This is a genomic window from Pilosibacter sp. YYHA0881 (assembly GCF_051602715.1).
GTDB lineage: Bacteria > Bacillota > Clostridia > Lachnospirales > Lachnospiraceae > Alitiscatomonas > Alitiscatomonas aceti.
Genome location: NZ_CP175657.1, coordinates 649,133 through 664,581 on the forward strand (window position 1 = coordinate 649,133; position 15,449 = coordinate 664,581).

Annotated in this window: 13 protein-coding genes; all 13 read right to left on the minus strand. The window is 55.2% G+C overall.

Annotated features, from left to right (window positions below; all coding sequences use genetic code 11):
* Positions 1–8: 8 nt before the first annotated feature.
* Positions 9–1,139: an FtsW/RodA/SpoVE family cell cycle protein gene (locus ACI6NM_RS03160; RefSeq protein WP_262427823.1), complete on the minus strand. Its 1,131-nt coding sequence runs from the start codon at positions 1,137–1,139 to the stop codon at positions 9–11.
* Positions 1,140–1,424, minus strand: a complete 285-nt coding sequence (gene minE, locus ACI6NM_RS03165) for a cell division topological specificity factor MinE (protein WP_262427822.1) — start codon at positions 1,422–1,424, stop codon at positions 1,140–1,142.
* A gap of 3 nt (positions 1,425–1,427) precedes the next feature.
* On the minus strand, positions 1,428–2,219 hold the full coding sequence (minD, locus tag ACI6NM_RS03170) for a septum site-determining protein MinD (RefSeq protein ID WP_022274605.1): 792 nt from the start codon (positions 2,217–2,219) through the stop codon (positions 1,428–1,430).
* 106 nt (positions 2,220–2,325) lie between these two features.
* Positions 2,326–2,991 carry a septum site-determining protein MinC gene (locus ACI6NM_RS03175; protein ID WP_262427821.1) on the minus strand — a complete coding sequence of 222 codons (666 nt, stop codon included), beginning with the start codon at positions 2,989–2,991 and terminating at the stop codon, positions 2,326–2,328.
* A gap of 45 nt (positions 2,992–3,036) precedes the next feature.
* The gene (locus tag ACI6NM_RS03180; protein WP_262427820.1) at positions 3,037–5,916 is read right to left on the minus strand and encodes a penicillin-binding transpeptidase domain-containing protein; all 2,880 of its coding nucleotides are present in this window, start codon (positions 5,914–5,916) and stop codon (positions 3,037–3,039) included.
* Complete coding sequence (mreD, locus tag ACI6NM_RS03185) at positions 5,909–6,439, minus strand: rod shape-determining protein MreD (RefSeq protein WP_158356999.1); 531 nt, start codon at positions 6,437–6,439, stop codon at positions 5,909–5,911. Before mreD ends, ACI6NM_RS03180 begins: the two co-directional genes overlap by 8 nt.
* Positions 6,432–7,274 carry a rod shape-determining protein MreC gene (gene mreC / locus ACI6NM_RS03190; protein WP_022274609.1) on the minus strand — a complete coding sequence of 281 codons (843 nt, stop codon included), beginning with the start codon at positions 7,272–7,274 and terminating at the stop codon, positions 6,432–6,434. The genes mreD and mreC overlap by 8 nt, the downstream gene beginning before the upstream one ends.
* Before the next feature lie 2 nt (positions 7,275–7,276).
* A complete protein-coding gene (radC, locus tag ACI6NM_RS03195) occupies positions 7,277–7,978 on the minus strand; it encodes a RadC family protein (RefSeq protein ID WP_022274610.1) in 702 nt (233 codons plus the stop codon).
* A 51-nt stretch (positions 7,979–8,029) separates the two neighbouring features.
* Positions 8,030–8,281 carry a DUF4321 domain-containing protein gene (locus ACI6NM_RS03200; RefSeq protein ID WP_022274611.1) on the minus strand — a complete coding sequence of 84 codons (252 nt, stop codon included), beginning with the start codon at positions 8,279–8,281 and terminating at the stop codon, positions 8,030–8,032.
* Between the two features lie 106 nt (positions 8,282–8,387).
* The gene (locus tag ACI6NM_RS03205) at positions 8,388–9,668 is read right to left on the minus strand and encodes a methionine gamma-lyase family protein (protein WP_262427819.1); all 1,281 of its coding nucleotides are present in this window, start codon (positions 9,666–9,668) and stop codon (positions 8,388–8,390) included.
* Positions 9,669–9,719: 51 nt separating this feature from the next.
* Positions 9,720–10,667: a tRNA (adenosine(37)-N6)-dimethylallyltransferase MiaA gene (gene miaA, locus ACI6NM_RS03210; RefSeq protein WP_022274613.1), complete on the minus strand. Its 948-nt coding sequence runs from the start codon at positions 10,665–10,667 to the stop codon at positions 9,720–9,722.
* Positions 10,667–12,763 (minus strand): DNA mismatch repair endonuclease MutL, encoded by a 2,097-nt coding sequence (mutL, locus tag ACI6NM_RS03215; protein WP_337811215.1) that lies wholly within the window; start codon positions 12,761–12,763, stop codon positions 10,667–10,669. Before mutL ends, miaA begins: the two co-directional genes overlap by 1 nt.
* A 29-nt stretch (positions 12,764–12,792) precedes the next feature.
* Entirely contained in the window at positions 12,793–15,429 is a 2,637-nt protein-coding gene (mutS, locus tag ACI6NM_RS03220) for a DNA mismatch repair protein MutS (RefSeq protein WP_158357000.1), read from the minus strand.
* Positions 15,430–15,449: the final 20 nt, after the last annotated feature.

The window sequence follows — 15,449 nt, forward strand, 5'->3', positions numbered from 1 at the left end:
GTTCCCTCCTAAAATTCCAATTTTCTTTGCTGTAAGCCGACATTGAGTAAAATACCTATTCCTATATAAAGACTTGCCAGGGAGCTGACACCATAGCTGATGAACGGCAGCGGAAGGCCTGTGTTGGGAAATACGCCGGTGGCAACTGCAATATTGGTAAAGGACTGGAATCCCACCAGGGCCGCCATACCAGTACAAAACAGCCTCCCGGCCATGTCCCTCGCCCTGGATGCCATCCTCAGGCACTCAAAAACAAACAGGAGGAACAGCAGCAGGACGATCATACAGCCGATAAAGCCCAGTTCTTCGCCGATGACGGAAAAGATAAAGTCTGTATGCTCTTCTGACAAAAAATTTCCATTTTTAACTGAAATGGCTGTGTCGTTAAAAAGCCCTTTTCCGTAAAGACGGCCAGAGCCGATGGCCATTTTGGAATTATCCTGCTGGAGGTTCAGCTCCGCATATTTTCCGGGATTGATAAAGGCCAGGATCCGGTTTATCTGATAAGGCTCCAGAAAGGGCATCATATTGTGTTCTGCCAGCCAGACCACCAGGGCCAGGGAGGGCACCGCCACAGCCAGGGCGCCCGCGATCCACTTATAGCTGATCCCAGCCATATAGATCAGGCAGAGGATAAAGAAAACGATCACGATGCTGGTGGACAGGTCCGGCTGCTTTAAGATCAGAGCCAGAGGCACCGCCGCCAGCACTGCCGCCGTCACCAGCACCGATGGCCGGTTGATCTTCTCCTGGTTCTTCTGAAGGAACCAGGAGAAGAAAAAGATCAGTCCGATCTTCACAAACTCCGAGGGCTGGAACCGGCCGATGACAGGCAGGTCGATCCACCGTCTGGAGCCGCCTCCAAAGCCGCCCAGCTGGCCCGCAACGATCACCGCCAGGAGAATTCCCACACAGCCGATATACACCAGACCGCAGCATTTCATCAGCTTCCGGTAATCCATCAGCGAGATGGCGATGGCTAACATCAGACCGCCGAACATGCCGATGAGCTGGCGGTTCACATAGCTTCTGTCACCGCCTACGGCGCTGTTTATGACCACAACGCCCACAAGATTCAGGGCCAGCACATAAAACAGCAGCCGGAAATTATAGTTTCTGAAATTGTACTCTGAAAACATTTAAAGAAAAGTCCCCTTTGTGCTGAGGACACGGATGGGGATGCTGGCATAGAGGACCGGAAGACGTCCGCAGGTCCCGGGCCCGTCCATCTGGGTGATCTTGATCTCCAGCCCATCCGTATCGATCTCCATGTATTTTGATATGGCTTTTATCATATCGTCCTTGATCATTTCAAGGATCTCCGGCGTACATCCGGCCCGGTCCGAGATAAGTAAAAACTGGAGCCGCTTTTTTGCGATGGTCCCGGAGTTCCTCTTTGTCAGGATTTCCAACAGATTTACCATTCCCTAGGCCCGCTTTAAAAATCCCTGGAACCTGGAAAAGATCCCCCTGCTCTTCTCAAGATCCATCAGGGGTACCTCCTGACCAAGCACCCGTCTGCAGATATTGAGGTAGGCCTGTCCCGCAAAGGGGTTCATGCCTACGATCGGCTCTCCCTGGTTGGTGGAAACGACGATCTGGGCGTCGTCGGGAATGGCTCCCAGGATCGGGATCCCCAGAATGTCCGTCACATCCTCAATGGACATCATATCGCCCCTCCGCACCATATCCATGCGGATCCGGTTGACGATGAGATCGGTCTTAGTGATCTCGCTGGCCTCCAGAAGGCCGATGATCCGGTCGGCATCACGGATGGCAGAAACCTCCGGCGTAGTGACCACAAAGGCCCTGTCGGCTCCCGCAATGGCATTTTTAAAGCCCTGCTCGATCCCTGCCGGACAGTCCAGAAGAATAAAATCGAATTCCTCCCTCAGGTCGTCCACCAGCTTTTTCATCTGGCCCGGGGACACGGAAGACTTGTCCCTGGTCTGGGCGGAGGGAAGCAAAAACAGGTTCGGATATCTTTTGTCTTTTATAAGGGCCTGCTTCATACGACAGTTGCCCTCCACGACGTCCACCAGATTGTAGACGATGCGGTTTTCCAGTCCCATGACCACGTCCAGGTTCCTAAGGCCGATATCGGTATCGATCAGTACGACCTTCTCCCCCAGCATGGCAAGACCAGTTCCGACATTCGCAGAGGTCGTCGTCTTGCCTACACCCCCTTTACCGGATGTAACAACAATGACTTCACTCATAAGAATATCCTCCTGTATTCAGTTGTGGCAGCAGCCGTCCAGGATCTGGAGGACAGTTACTGCTTATCTATTCTATTTTACATGATAAACAGAAAATTTTCCAGTCCTAAATGAAATTAAGTGCACTTAAAAAGCTCTTTTTTATGGGTTCCGAACAAATCCGCCCATTTTTGATAAGAATCATCATGGGCCCCCAGCCCAGGAGCCGCCCCTTTTCTGCCTTCTGGAACGCAAGATCCGAGATCCTTACCTGGGAGGGCGCCATCTCCATGGCCACCACCACGGCATTCCTGTTTCCAGACAGGCCTGCCTGGGCCGTTCCCTTTAAGGTCCCAAGGATAATGATGTTTCCTTTAGCCGATACCCTGGCCCCGCAGTCCACGTCGCCGATGACGACGATGCTGGCCTCAGATTCCAGGACGTCCCCGTTCCTCAGATTCCCTTTATAAAACTGGCCCGTGCTGGCAGAAAGCTCCATGAGCTTTTCATTTAACGCCTTCTCGCACCTGCGGATCCGTTCCGCATCCGCGTCGATGAGGCACAGGATCTCGATCCCGGAATTTTCTGTGATGGCGTTGACCACAGAAAATTCCTCCTCCGGCGACAGCCTCCTTCCCTCCAGGGTCAGGGTCATCTGGGCAGAGCCCCAGAACCGGGCCGTCTCCCTGAATTTCTTTTTTACCGCCTCCAAAAGCTCTGTAAAGGGAAGGGCCGGATCCAGGTACACCGTCATCCCGGCCTTATTTCCCTTTATGACCACTGGGTTCTGCATGAAAGAAGCCTCCTTTTTACTATAAAAGTCCCGGATCCCTTGGCATCAGTCTCCGATCTCCACATTGGAAACGTTCAGAGCGCTGTTGTTTAAGATATAATCCAGATCTGTATAGCCGTAGTAATACCGGTAGATATTCTTGGCCGCCGTGGCCGCATTGGACGAGGAATAGCCGTAAGGAATGTTGACGGTCACAGCGATCTCCGGATCCTGGTAGGGCGCAAAGGACACGAAGAAGGCATGGTTGATGATATGGCCGTTTTTCAATTCCTCAGCTGTACCCGTCTTACCGGCAATATCCACCTCCAGATCGCTGAAGATCTTCTTGGCCGAGCCGTCGGAGATCACCTTTCTCATACCGCTGTGGACCACGTTCCAGGTGGAATCGGCAATGTCCACGGTGGACCGTACCTCCGGCGTATAATCGGTGATCAGATTCCCCTGGGAATCGGTGAGCTTATCCAGAAGGCTCAGCTTAAATACCGTTCCCCGGTTGGCAATGGCCGTGATGTAACGGGCCAGCTGCACATTGGAGTAGGAATGGTTGGCCTGGCCGATGGAGGAGGCCTCCGGCTTTTCTGTGGTCATCTGGGGACTCTTTTCTGAGATCTCAATGCCCGAGGTCTCGTCCAGCCCGAACATGGCCGCATATTTCCGGATCTTTTCGATTCCCAGCTCCGGAGAATACGTGCCGTTCTCATCCATGGAGAGCCGGTGACCCATGTCTGCAAAGAACACGTTGCAGGAATTCATGATGCCGTGCTCCGCATCCAGTGGGCCGTGCTGGCCCGGATAGATCCAGCACCTCATATGGGGGGTGATCTCCTGGTACATACCTGTACAGTTGACTGTTTCAGAAAGACCGATGGCCTTTTCCTCCAGGGCGGCCACGGCCATGATGGGCTTAAACGTGGAGCCCGGGGCTTTCTGGGCCTGGGTCGCATTGTTGAACAGCGGCAGGGACATGTCGTTGTTCAGCTTATTGTAGTATTCCGCATCCACTGTACCGGAAAACTTATTGTTGTCATAGCTGGGATACGTCACCAGGGCCCGTACCTCTCCCGTCTTCACATCGGTCACCACGCATCCGGCCGAACAGGGATCCAGGGCCAGCTGGGCCGGGGTGATCTCAATATCCGAGATCTTCTGGCGGATGAACTGGAAGGCATACTCGTCTCCGTTGGCCTCCAGCATCCGGACCTCCGCCTCATCGTAAGCCAGGATATTCTGGGAATACAGGGCCAGGCACAGCTCCTTTCCTGTGACAGAACCGCCGTTTATGAGATACTTATAGATCCGTTTTGAAAACTCGCTGTCTGTTTCCAGGTCCCCGATCACATAATCCACCAGGATCTGGTAAATGTGGTCGGCGTCGGAATATTTATCCTCCATCTTAAGCTTCGTGGTGTCGATCCAGTTTTCAGCGATCCCCTTATACAGATACTCCCTGAGGCTCACCGTCTCCGCCGCCCATGCCTGGTACGCCTCGGAATCCCGGTCGATCCGGTCTCTCATCACCACCTCCTGGGACACCAGGTAGGAATAAATATACTGCATATAGGATTTCTGGTCTTCACCCAGGGAGGCCATGGGAGCCGCATTCTCGTTCAACAGCTCCGACCGGATCCAGGAAAGGGTCTGCTCCCTGGACTGGCTGTACTTGGCGTAGATGGATTTTTCCACCTGGGACGCCTCCGGGGCAGAAAACGCGTCCATGTCCAGCACATTGTTGTTGATCAGCTGGAAGTACACATCCTTCACCGGAATGGGGATATTGGAGCCCTTTTTGTAATCTGTCTCCTCCAGATCCCGGTTCACCAGCTTGTTGGTGATGATACCTGCCAGCTGCTGCTCCAGAAGATTATAGATCCCGATCTGCAGATCCCGGTCGATGGTCAGATACACGTCGTTTCCGGCCTTGGGATCGGTTTTCTCCACGATCTCCACGATCCGTCCCGTGCTGTTCACATACATGGTCTGGGAGCCCTTTTTCCCCTGGAGCTCCGGCTCCATGGAGGCCTCAATGCCGGTCTTTCCCACCAGATCCGTCAGCTCATAATCGGGATTGGTCTCCTTGAGCTTTTCCAGCTCATCATCCCATACCTTTCCTGTGTAGCCGATGATGGGCGCAAAGTAAACGCTGTCATTGTAGACACGGAGGGTGGTCTCCTCGATGGCCACGCCCTTAAGATCCGCCGAGTTTTCCAGAACGTCGGTCATGGTCTCCCGGCTCACGTTGGAGGCGATGGTGGTGGTCATATATTTCTGGTAGGCCGTAAAGCCCATGGTATAACGGATATTGATGATCCCCAGAGCCTCCTCGTCCGTAAGCGTCACAGGATCTCCGTCCTCATCCGTCAGCTTATCCAGCCCATAGTCCTTAAATTTGGCGTCGAACATCTCCCTGGGAGTGATATCCGAGGGCGTGCTCCCGTCCTCTGCATCCAGCTCCGAGGGGGATTTTAAGCCGTAGTAGTCGCTGATGAACCGCTTTCTGGCCGTCTCGCTGGAGGTGGTGTAGACCATTTCCCCGGAGGGCTCGATGGCCACGGCAAATTCTCCCCGGACCTTTTCTCCGTGGCGGTTTAAGATCTGCACCAGCAGAAGGAGCATCCGGTTTCTCTCAGCAGTGGTGGTATAATCGCCGTTGTCCTGGATCGTCACATTATAAGCCAGCTGGTTATAAGCCAGGAGATTCCCGTTGCGGTCATAGATATTGCCCCGGGTCCCCGCCAGCTTTATGGTCTTTTCCGTCTTTGCCATGTAGTTTTCCTGATACTCCTCGCCTTCAATGATCTGGAGTTTAAAAAGCTGTACGGCCAGGACTCCGAACAGGAATACAAAAAATACTCCCAGGATAAAGGTCCTGGAGGCCAGGAGCTTCTTCAGCGACTCCTTCAGTATCTCATACAGGTCGTTAAGCAATGGTCGTGTCTCTCCTTTTTTTCATCTCTTCCAGCTTCCTGCTGATAAACAGGAACAGGCGGTAAACGGCCAGCGTCGTCACCACCGTGAACACGGTTTCCGGGAGGATGATGTTTATAAGGTAATACCCAAAGCCCAGGCGTCCCCGGAACAGAAAGCCGAATACATACAGGTACAGGTTGTATGCCAGTTCATTGACCACGCTGAGGGCCAGGGGCAGCGTGATATAATCCTCGTAATAATATCTGGTGGCAATGCCGTTTAAATATCCCATCCAGATATAGAACAGCGTATAAAATCCCATGGGGCCGCCGGAGGAAAGGTCCATCAGCAGTCCGGCCACCAGTCCGTAGCACATGCCCGACGCGCTTCCCCGGATAAACCCAAAGGAGAAGATCAGGATCAGCATCAGGTTCGGGTAGGCTGAAAGGAACGGCAGCAGCGGGAACACGCAGGTCTGGACCGAAAACGCCAGCAAAAGCAGGACAAGGTTCAGCGCGATCTGTTTTAAATTACTATTCATCAAATTCAGGCCCTGCCTCCTTTAGATCTGTGATCACCAGCACCTCCTGGAGACGGTCGAACTGGGCCACCGGGATCACGTAGCCGGATTTCGTCAGGTTGTCATTGTAGTCCACCGTGATATCCGTAGCATAGCCGATGAGGATACCCGGCAGGAATTTTTCACTGATGTTGGAGGTTACGATCATATCCCCGTCCCGGATATCGTCGTCCTTTTCCATATATCCCAGGTTCAGCCGCCCCTCCTTGAACAGCTTAAGATCCCCAGACACCATGCACGTATCCCCGGACTGCTGGGCCATGGCGCTGACCTGGCTGGAATCGTCGATGATGGACCGGACCGTGGCATAGTTGGCTCCCACATCCGTGACGATGCCCACTAAGCCGCCGCCGGCAATGACGTTCATATTTTCCTTAATACCGTCGTCCGCCCCCTTGTCGATGCGGAACACAGAAAACCAGTTTCCTGAATCCTTGGCAATGATCCTGGCCCCCACCTTCTGGTACTGCATGTACTGGGTATCCAGCTCATAAAGCTCCCGGAGCCGCTCCAGCTCCTGCTGCTCTGCCCGGAGCCTTGTATTCTCCTCTGTGAGTTCATCCACCTGGGCCTTTAAGGTCTCGTTTTCCTTCATGGCGTCCTTTAAGCTCCCCAGGGCGCTGGCCTCCTTATAGATGCTTCCGCCCACGGCGTTGATCCCCGACTGGATCGGGACCAGCACATAGCCCACCGCATTCCGCAGCGGATTCAAAAGACTGCCGTTTAAGGATGTAATGCCGATCATGCAGACACAGACTGCCGACAGTCCGAATAAAAAATATCTGGTGTTTTTCATTGTTACAGAATTCCCCGTTCTTTCAGGCTCACATAGGAAGTATCCCCGATTATGATATGGTCTAACAGCGGGATGCCGATCAATTTCCCGGCCTCCTCCACCCGCTTTGTAAACAGGCAGTCCTCCCGGCTGGGGGCAGCGTCGCCGCTGGGATGGTTATGGAGCAGGATCACCGAGGAGCCCCGGTAGCGGAGAGCCTCAATAAACAGCTCCCTGGGCGTGGCCAGGGAGGCGTTGACCGTCCCCTTGGAAATATCCACATCCCGGATCAGCACATTTTTCGTGTTGAGCACCAGGAGCTTCACATGCTCCTGCTCCATATGACGCATCTCCTCCATAAAATAATCGGCGATCACCGCCGGATGGTCGAAGACCAGCTCCCTGCCGGATCGGACCGCCTTCCAGATCCGTCTGGAAAGCTCCCCCACTGCCGCCAGCTGGATGGCCTTCACGTTTCCGATGCCCCGGACTGCCTTATAGTCCGGCAGCGTATGATGAAGAAGGCCGGGAAGTCCCGGAGGATCTCCCAGCGTCAATATCTTCTCTGCCAGAGCCCTGGCAGAAATATCCTTTGTACCGGTCCTCAGGATCACAGCTAAAAGCTCCGCATCCGATAAGACCTCCACGCCCTGTTCCATGGCCTTTTCATAGGGCCGTTCAGAAACAGGCAGGTTTTTCATGGTTTCGGTTCTCTTTTCATTCATTCTGGTACACCTGGCCTTTCCGGCTCTCCAAGTACCTTACTTCTCCCGGTGTCAGATGAAATGATACGTCAGAATGGCGATGATCACGCCAATGATGCTGGCCATGGTGATCCGGATGCTTAAGCCAAAGGTAATGACCAGGATCCCAAGGTTCAGTACCAGGGGATCATTTAACCCAAAGGACTGGCCAAAGTTCAGCCAGGATAAAAACGGCACTCCCGACGCCGCCTCCCCGATGAAGCCGCCTAAGACGATACCGGATAAGACCATGAGCAGAAGCACCCAGGAATTTTTGCTTCTCATGATACTACCTCGCGTATGCTACACAATATAACACATTTTTCCATTCAATACAATGCGTCCGGCCAGAAACCGCCGCCGTCACTTCTTAAAAGTTTCTTTAAATTTTTTAAAGATTTATGATCCCCGCGTCACAAAGCTTCTGTAAGGACATTAAGATCCCCAGCTTTGCGTGGTACCAGGTAAGACCTCCCTGGAAGTAAACGGCATAGGGCGGCTTGATGGGCGCGTCGGCAGAAAGCTCGATGGAGGCTCCCTGGATAAAGGCCCCGGCTGCCATGATCACATCGGAATCATAGCCCGGCATGGCCCAGGGCTCCGGCGTTACAAAGCTGTCCACCGGTGCTGCCGCCTGGATCCCCTCACAGAACCGGATCACGCCCTCGGGAGTCCCGAAGGTAATGGCCTGGATGATGTCGTGACGGCTCTCGCTTCCGTTGGGAACAACGCCAAAGCCCAGCTTCTCATACAGGTTTGCGGCAAATACTGCGCCCTTTAAGGCCCCGGCCACCACCGTGGGGGCTAAGAACAGGCCCTGGTATAAGGACTGGCTGACGCCCAGGCTGGCACCTACCTCTTTGCCCAGGCCGGGAGCCGTCAGACGGTAAGCTGCCCGCTCGATGCAGTCCTTTCTTCCCACGATATAACCGCCGATGGGAGCCAGGCCGCCGCCGGGATTTTTGATCAGGGAGCCGACGATCATATCCGCTCCCACGTCCGTGGGCTCCAGGGTCTCCACAAATTCGCCGTAGCAGTTGTCCACCATGCAGATCACGTCGGGCTTTATGCTCTTTATGAAGGAGATCAGCTCCCCGATCCGCGCCACAGAAAGGGTGGGACGGGTCGCGTAGCCCTTGGACCGCTGGATCTCCACCAGCTTCGTCCGCTCATTGATGGCCTTCCGGATCCCTTCAAAATCAAAGCTGCCGTCGGGAAGCAGATCCACCTGGCTGTATGTGATGCCGAACTCCTTTAAGGATCCCACGGAATCCCGGATGCCGATAACCTCTTCCAAGGTATCGTAGGGCTTTCCCACCGGGGACAGGATCTCGTCTCCAGGTCTTAAGTTGCCCGAAAGGGCCACCGTCAGGGCATGGGTCCCGGAGATCAGCTGGGGGCGCACCAGGGCGTCCTCGCCGTGAAAGGCTCTGGCGTATACCTCTTCCAGGGTATCCCGGCCCAGATCGTTATAGCCGTAGCCGGTGGTGCCTGCAAAATGGATATCGCTGACCCTGGCCTCCTGCATGGCTTTAATGACCTTCAGCTGATTATACTCCGCCACCCCGTCGATCTCCTCAAACCGCTCCTTTAAGGCAGCCTCCGTTTCTCTGGCAAATTTAAGCACTTTCTCGGAAATTCCGAGCTGTTCATACATTCCTGTAAGTTCCATGACTTTATTTTCGCTCCTTCTTCTTTCCTCCGGCCCTGCCGCCGGTTCCCGTTACTCTATGATCTTCCGTTCCTTAAGATCCCTGATCATCCATTCCAGGATCTGATCCCGGTCAAAGGAAAACCGTTCCTGGTCCACCCAGGTCACATCCCGTTCCCGCTTAAACCAGGTCAGCTGCCGCTTGGCAAAATGCCTGGTATCCCGCTTGAGGATATAGACAGCCTCCTCCAGGCTGGTCTCCCCGGAAAGGCAGTCCAGGATCTCTTTGTAGCCCAGGCCCTGCATGGACACCAGATCCCTGGTGCAGCCCATGGCCTTCAGCCTCTCCACCTCGTCCACCAGGCCGTTTTCCAGCATCTCGTCCACCCGCCTGTCAATGCGGGAATAAAGCCTTCCCCGGTCCATATTAAGGACGTAATAGGCAAAGTTGTAGGGCGAGGTCTTCTCTCGCTCTGCGGCGTTGTGGGCGGAGATCTTTTCCCCGGTCTTTTCGTAAAACTCCAGGGCGCGGATCACCCGCTTCACATTGTTTTCATGGATGGCCTCTGCCGATTCCGGATCCCGCTCCATTAACATCTTATGGAGGACCGGCGGCCCTTCCTTCTCTGCCAGCGCCTCCAGCCTGTGCCTGTATTCCATATCGCCGTCGTTTTCCGTAAAATCGATGTCGTATAAAAGGGCCTGGATATAAAAGCCCGTCCCTCCGGCCACAATGGGGATATGGCCGTTTTCCCGGATCCTTTTCATGGCCTTTTTCGCCATATCCTGGAATACCACCACGTTGAAGGCTTCCTCCGGATCCAGCACGTCGATGAGGTAGTGGGGGATCCCGTCCATCTCCTCTTTCGTCACCTTGGCAGAGCCCACGTCCATATGGCGGTAGACCTGCATGGAATCGGCGCTGATGATCTCACCGCCGATGCGTTTGGCCAGGGCCACAGAAAGCGCCGTCTTTCCCGACGCCGTGGGCCCTGTCAGTATGATTAAAGGCTGTTTCATCACACGATCCTCTTAAATTTCTTTTCCATTTCATATTTGCTGATGGAAATGATGGTGGGCCGTCCGTGGGGACAGGCATAGGGATTTTCCAGGCCCAGCAGCTCGTCGATGAGCCTGTCCGCTTCCTGTTCTGAAAGGCGGTTGTTTCCCTTGACCGCCGCCTTACAGGACATGGAGGCGATCCGGTCGTAAACGGCCTCCGGCCCTGCGGCCCCGCTGTCCTCGGAAAGTCCGTCCAGCATTTCCATCAGAAGCTCCTTTTTGGCCAGGGAAAACAGGTTGTCCGGCACAGCCCGGACGGCGTACTCGTTCCCGCCGAAGGGCTCGATCTCAAAGCCCACCCTGGTAAAGACGTCCATGTGCTTCTTTAATAGCTCCTCCTCCTGCATGGAAAGGGTCAGGATAATGGGAGGGCTGATGAACTGGGAGGTATATTCCCTGGACTTTAAGGACCGGAACGTCTTTTCAAACAGCACCTTTTCATGGGCGGCGTGCTGGTCGATGATGTACAGGCTCCCGTTATATTCCACCAGCCAGTAGGTGTCGAACACCTGTCCGATGAGCCGGTGGCGGCTCCTGGCCTTTTCAGAAAGCAGGCGGCCGTCGAACATCTCCATCTGCTCTGCGGCCTGGGACGGAGGTTCTGTACGATGGACCTCAGGCTTAAGCTGCCGGGCTGACGGCTCTGCCTGGCGGGACGGTTCCCCCGCTGGCCGGACTGGCTGCTCCATTGGGCGGGACGGCACCTCCGCCGGCTGGACCGGCTGCTCTGTCCCGCGGCTCTGCGGCCCCTCGGCCCGGACAGACGGCTCCGTTTGCCGGACTGGCTGTTCCGAAAAGCCCGTGGGCTTTCCCTCTGGCCGCCCGGACCGTGCCGGGGCGGGGCCGGAACCCGCAAACGGCTCCGCTGTCCGGCTTCCAGTCCCGGCTCTCCGGTCCCCATAGGGAGACCGTTCCTCCAGGACCCCCATGGCGGCCATCCTTTTTTTCTCAAAGGGCTCCGGAGCCCGATGGGAGGTCTCTTTCCCGGAAGCCTCACTCCCGGCTCCGGATCTCCCTATCTCCTTCTTCTCCTCATCCCTTCCTGTGATCTCCACCTGGGGGATCAGCTCCCGGCCAGACAAGGCCCCCTGGATCATCTGGCAAACGGTCTTATACAAAAACTCCCCGTCCTTGAACCGGAGCTCCATCTTGGAAGGATGGACGTTGACATCGATGTATTCCGGCTCCACCGTAAAGTGCAGCATGGTAAAGGGATATTTATGCTGCATCATATAGCTCTTATAGCCGTCCTCAATGGCCTTGGCGATGAGGCCGCTTTTTATGTACCGGCCATTGATGAAATAATTCTCAAAATTCCGGTTGCCCCGGGCGATGGAAGGCTTCCCGATGAACCCAGACACCTGGAACATCTCCGTTTCCACGGAGACCGGCAGAAGCTCCGCCGTAATCTCCCGGCCGTAAATGGTGTAAATAATATCCTTCAGGTTATGGTTCCCCGAGGTATGGAGCTTATTCTGGTTATTGACGATCAGACGGATGGAGATCTCCGGATGGGACAGGGCGATCTTTTCCACCAGATCCGCCACATGGGCTCCCTCCGTAGCCGCGGTCTTTAAGAACTTCCGCCGGGCCGGGGTATTGAAGAACAGGTTCCGGGAAATAAACGTGGTGCCGTCGGGCGCTCCCACCTCCTCCAGGCTCTTTTCCTGCCCTCCCTCGATCTGGTACCGGCAGCCGGTCAGGCTGTCTCCCGTCTTCGTGATCAGCTCCACCTGGGAAACAGCGGCAATGCTGGATAAGGCCTCGCCCCTGAAACCCAGGGAGGAGACCGTCAGAAGATCCTCTGCCGACCGGATCTTGCTGGTGGAATGGCGTAGGAATGCCAGCGGAAGCTCCTCACGTTTTATCCCGCAGCCATTATCGGTGATGCGGATAAAGCCGATTCCTCCCTCCCGGATCTCCGCAGTGATGGCCGTGGCCCCTGCGTCAATGGCGTTTTCCATCAGCTCCTTCACCACAGAAGCCGGCCGTTCCACCACCTCTCCGGCGGCGATCTGGTTGATGGTATTCTGATCCAGCACCTGGATCGGCATAAAGATCCCTCCCTTTCCCGGTACGGCCCCTACTGCCAGCGGTTTTTCAGCCTGGTCTGGAGCCGGTATAAAGTATTTAACGCGTCAATGGGGGTCATGGTGGAAAGCTCCAGATCCCCCAGCTCCTTTATGATATCGTCGTCCTTTACTGTATCAAAAATGGACATCTGATTTAAGTCCACCTCATCGGGCTTTGCCACGGCCTTATGCTGGACGGAGGACGCCGACATCTGGGCGATCTCCCTGGCGTGGGCCGTGATATCGGCACTGGAAAGCTCCTCCACCAGTTCCTTGGCCCGCTGGATCACCGAATCCGGCACCCCGGCCAGCTTGGCCACCTGGATGCCGTAGCTCTTATCGGCCCCGCCCTTTACGATCTTCCGCAGGAATACAATATCGTCGCCCTGCTCCTTGACGGCGATACAGTAGTTGTTCACGCCGTTTATGGTGCCCTCCAGCTCGGTCAGCTCGTGATAGTGGGTGGCGAACAGCGTCTTGGCCCCCAGGAGCCTGGGGTTGCTGATGTGCTCGATCACCGCCCATGCGATGGAAAGTCCGTCAAAGGTACTGGTCCCCCGGCCGATCTCGTCCAGGACCAGGAGGCTGTTCTTTGTGGCGTTCCTTAAGATATTGGCCACCTCCGTCATCTCCACCATAAAGGTGCTCTGGCCCGAAGCCAGGTCGTCGGAGGCTCCCACACGGGTGAAGATCCGGTCGCAGATCCCAATATTGGCCTCATCTGCCGGCACAAAGCTTCCGATCTGGGCCATGAGGACGATCAGGGCCGTCTGGCGCATATAGGTGGATTTTCCGGCCATATTGGGGCCTGTGATCACTGAGATCCGGTTCTTTCCGTTGTCCAGATACGTGTCGTTGGCCACGAACAGATCGTCCCGCATCATCTTCTCCACCACTGGGTGGCGGCCGTTCCGGATATGGATGACGCCCCGTTCATTGATCTTCGGCTTCACATAGTTGTTCCGCATGGCCACCGCAGACAGGGCGGTGAACACGTCGGCTCCGGCAATGGCCTTGGCAGTGCCCTGGATCCGGACCACTTCTCCGGCGATCTGGTCCCGGACGCCGCAGAACAGCTCATATTCCAGGGTGTAAAGCCGGTCCTCGGCCCCCATGATCACGTCCTCCAGCTCCTTTAACCGGTCGGTGGTGTACCGCTCGGCGTTGGTCAGGGTCTGCTTCCGGATGAAATAATCCGGCACCAGCTCTTTAAAGGAATTGGTCACCTCAAAATAATAGCCGAACACCTTGTTGAACTTGATCTTCAGATTCCTGATCCCTGTTTTTTCCCGTTCCTGGGACTCCAATTCTGCCAGCCATGCCTTCCCCTCGGTCTTGGCCTTCCGGTACTGGTCTGCCTCTTCGCTGTACCCGTCCTTAATGATCCCGCCTTCCCGCACCGTAATGGGCGGCTCCTCCACAATGGCCCGGTCCACCAGGTCATAAAGATCCTCCAGGGGATCCAGCTCCTCATGGATCTCCTTTAAAAGGTCACAGGAAAACTCATTTAACAGGCGCTTGATGTGCGGCAGCATGGACAGGGAGGTCTTAAACGCCAGAAGATCCCTGGGATTGGCAGTCTTATAGCTGATACGGCCCAGGAGCCGCTCCAGATCGTAGACGGAATTTAAGTATTCCCGGATCTCCTCCCTGGAGATAAAGTTCATGTTCAGCTCCTCCACCGCAGCCTGGCGCTTCTCGATTTCCGCCTTCCGGACCAGCGGCTGCTCGATAAAGGACCTGAGCATCCTGGCTCCCATGGCCGTTCTGGTCCGGTCCAGGACCCAGAGAAGGGATCCCCGTTTCTGCTTTTCCCGCAGCGTCTCCACCAGTTCCAGATTCCTCCGGGTGGAGGTATCGATCATCATAAACTGGCCGGAGGTATAAGGCGTGAGCTTCGTAAGCTGGGACAGATCGTTTTTCTGTGTCTCATAAAGATACTGGAGCACACAGCCGGACGCGATCATACCGTTTTCATAATCTCCCAGGCCCAGCCCCTCCAGGCTTAAGACCTTAAAATGCTCCTTTAGTACCTTCCGGCAGACGTCGTCAGAAAAGAACCGGCTGTCCAGGGACGAGACCGCCATCTGGTACCTGTCCCTTAGCTCCTCCACGTTGAGGCCGGACATATAAAGGGCCTCGTTGCAGATCAGCTCTGACGGCGAAAACTTATTGATCTCGTCCAGGAGCGCCCGCTCGGAGCCTGTCTCCGTAACAAAAAAATCGCCGGTCGTAATATCGACCGTCGCTATCCCATAGTTATTTCCCGTATAAACAACGGCCATCAGGTAGTTGTTCTTTGTTTCATCCAGTGCCTGGTCGCTTAAGATGGTGCCAGGAGTCACCACCCGGATGACCTCCCGCTTCACAAGCCCCTTCGCCTGCTTCGGATCCTCCATCTGCTCGGCAATGGCCACCTTGTAGCCCTTCTGTACCAGGCGGTTTAAGTACGTCTCCACGGCATGGTGGGGGACGCCGCACATGGGCGCCCGCTCCTCCAGGCCGCAGTCTTTTCCTGTCAGTGTCAGTTCCAGCTCCCGGGACACGGTCCTGGCGTCCTCAAAGAACATTTCGTAAAAATCCCCGAGACGGTAAAACAGGATGCAGTCGGGATATTCCTTTTTCGTCTCCAGGTAATGGGTCATCATTGGTGATAATTGTGCCACTT

What these genes read in the sequence shown, in the direction of transcription:
- ACI6NM_RS03160 (WP_262427823.1), bottom strand. Translation starts at nt 1,139, where the DNA reads ATGTTTTCAGAGTACAATTTCAGAAACTATAATTTCCGGCTGCTGTTT.
- minE (WP_262427822.1), bottom strand. Translation starts at nt 1,424, where the DNA reads ATGGTAAATCTGTTGGAAATCCTGACAAAGAGGAACTCCGGGACCATC.
- minD (WP_022274605.1), bottom strand. Translation starts at nt 2,219, where the DNA reads ATGAGTGAAGTCATTGTTGTTACATCCGGTAAAGGGGGTGTAGGCAAG.
- ACI6NM_RS03175 (WP_262427821.1), bottom strand. Translation starts at nt 2,991, where the DNA reads ATGCAGAACCCAGTGGTCATAAAGGGAAATAAGGCCGGGATGACGGTG.
- mreD (WP_158356999.1), bottom strand. Translation starts at nt 6,439, where the DNA reads ATGAATAGTAATTTAAAACAGATCGCGCTGAACCTTGTCCTGCTTTTG.
- mreC (WP_022274609.1), bottom strand. Translation starts at nt 7,274, where the DNA reads ATGAAAAACACCAGATATTTTTTATTCGGACTGTCGGCAGTCTGTGTC.
- radC (WP_022274610.1), bottom strand. Translation starts at nt 7,978, where the DNA reads ATGAATGAAAAGAGAACCGAAACCATGAAAAACCTGCCTGTTTCTGAA.
- ACI6NM_RS03200 (WP_022274611.1), bottom strand. Translation starts at nt 8,281, where the DNA reads ATGAGAAGCAAAAATTCCTGGGTGCTTCTGCTCATGGTCTTATCCGGT.
- ACI6NM_RS03205 (WP_262427819.1), bottom strand. Translation starts at nt 9,668, where the DNA reads ATGGAACTTACAGGAATGTATGAACAGCTCGGAATTTCCGAGAAAGTG.
- miaA (WP_022274613.1), bottom strand. Translation starts at nt 10,667, where the DNA reads ATGAAACAGCCTTTAATCATACTGACAGGGCCCACGGCGTCGGGAAAG.
- mutL (WP_337811215.1), bottom strand. Translation starts at nt 12,763, where the DNA reads ATGCCGATCCAGGTGCTGGATCAGAATACCATCAACCAGATCGCCGCC.
- mutS (WP_158357000.1), bottom strand. Translation starts at nt 15,429, where the DNA reads ATGATGACCCATTACCTGGAGACGAAAAAGGAATATCCCGACTGCATC.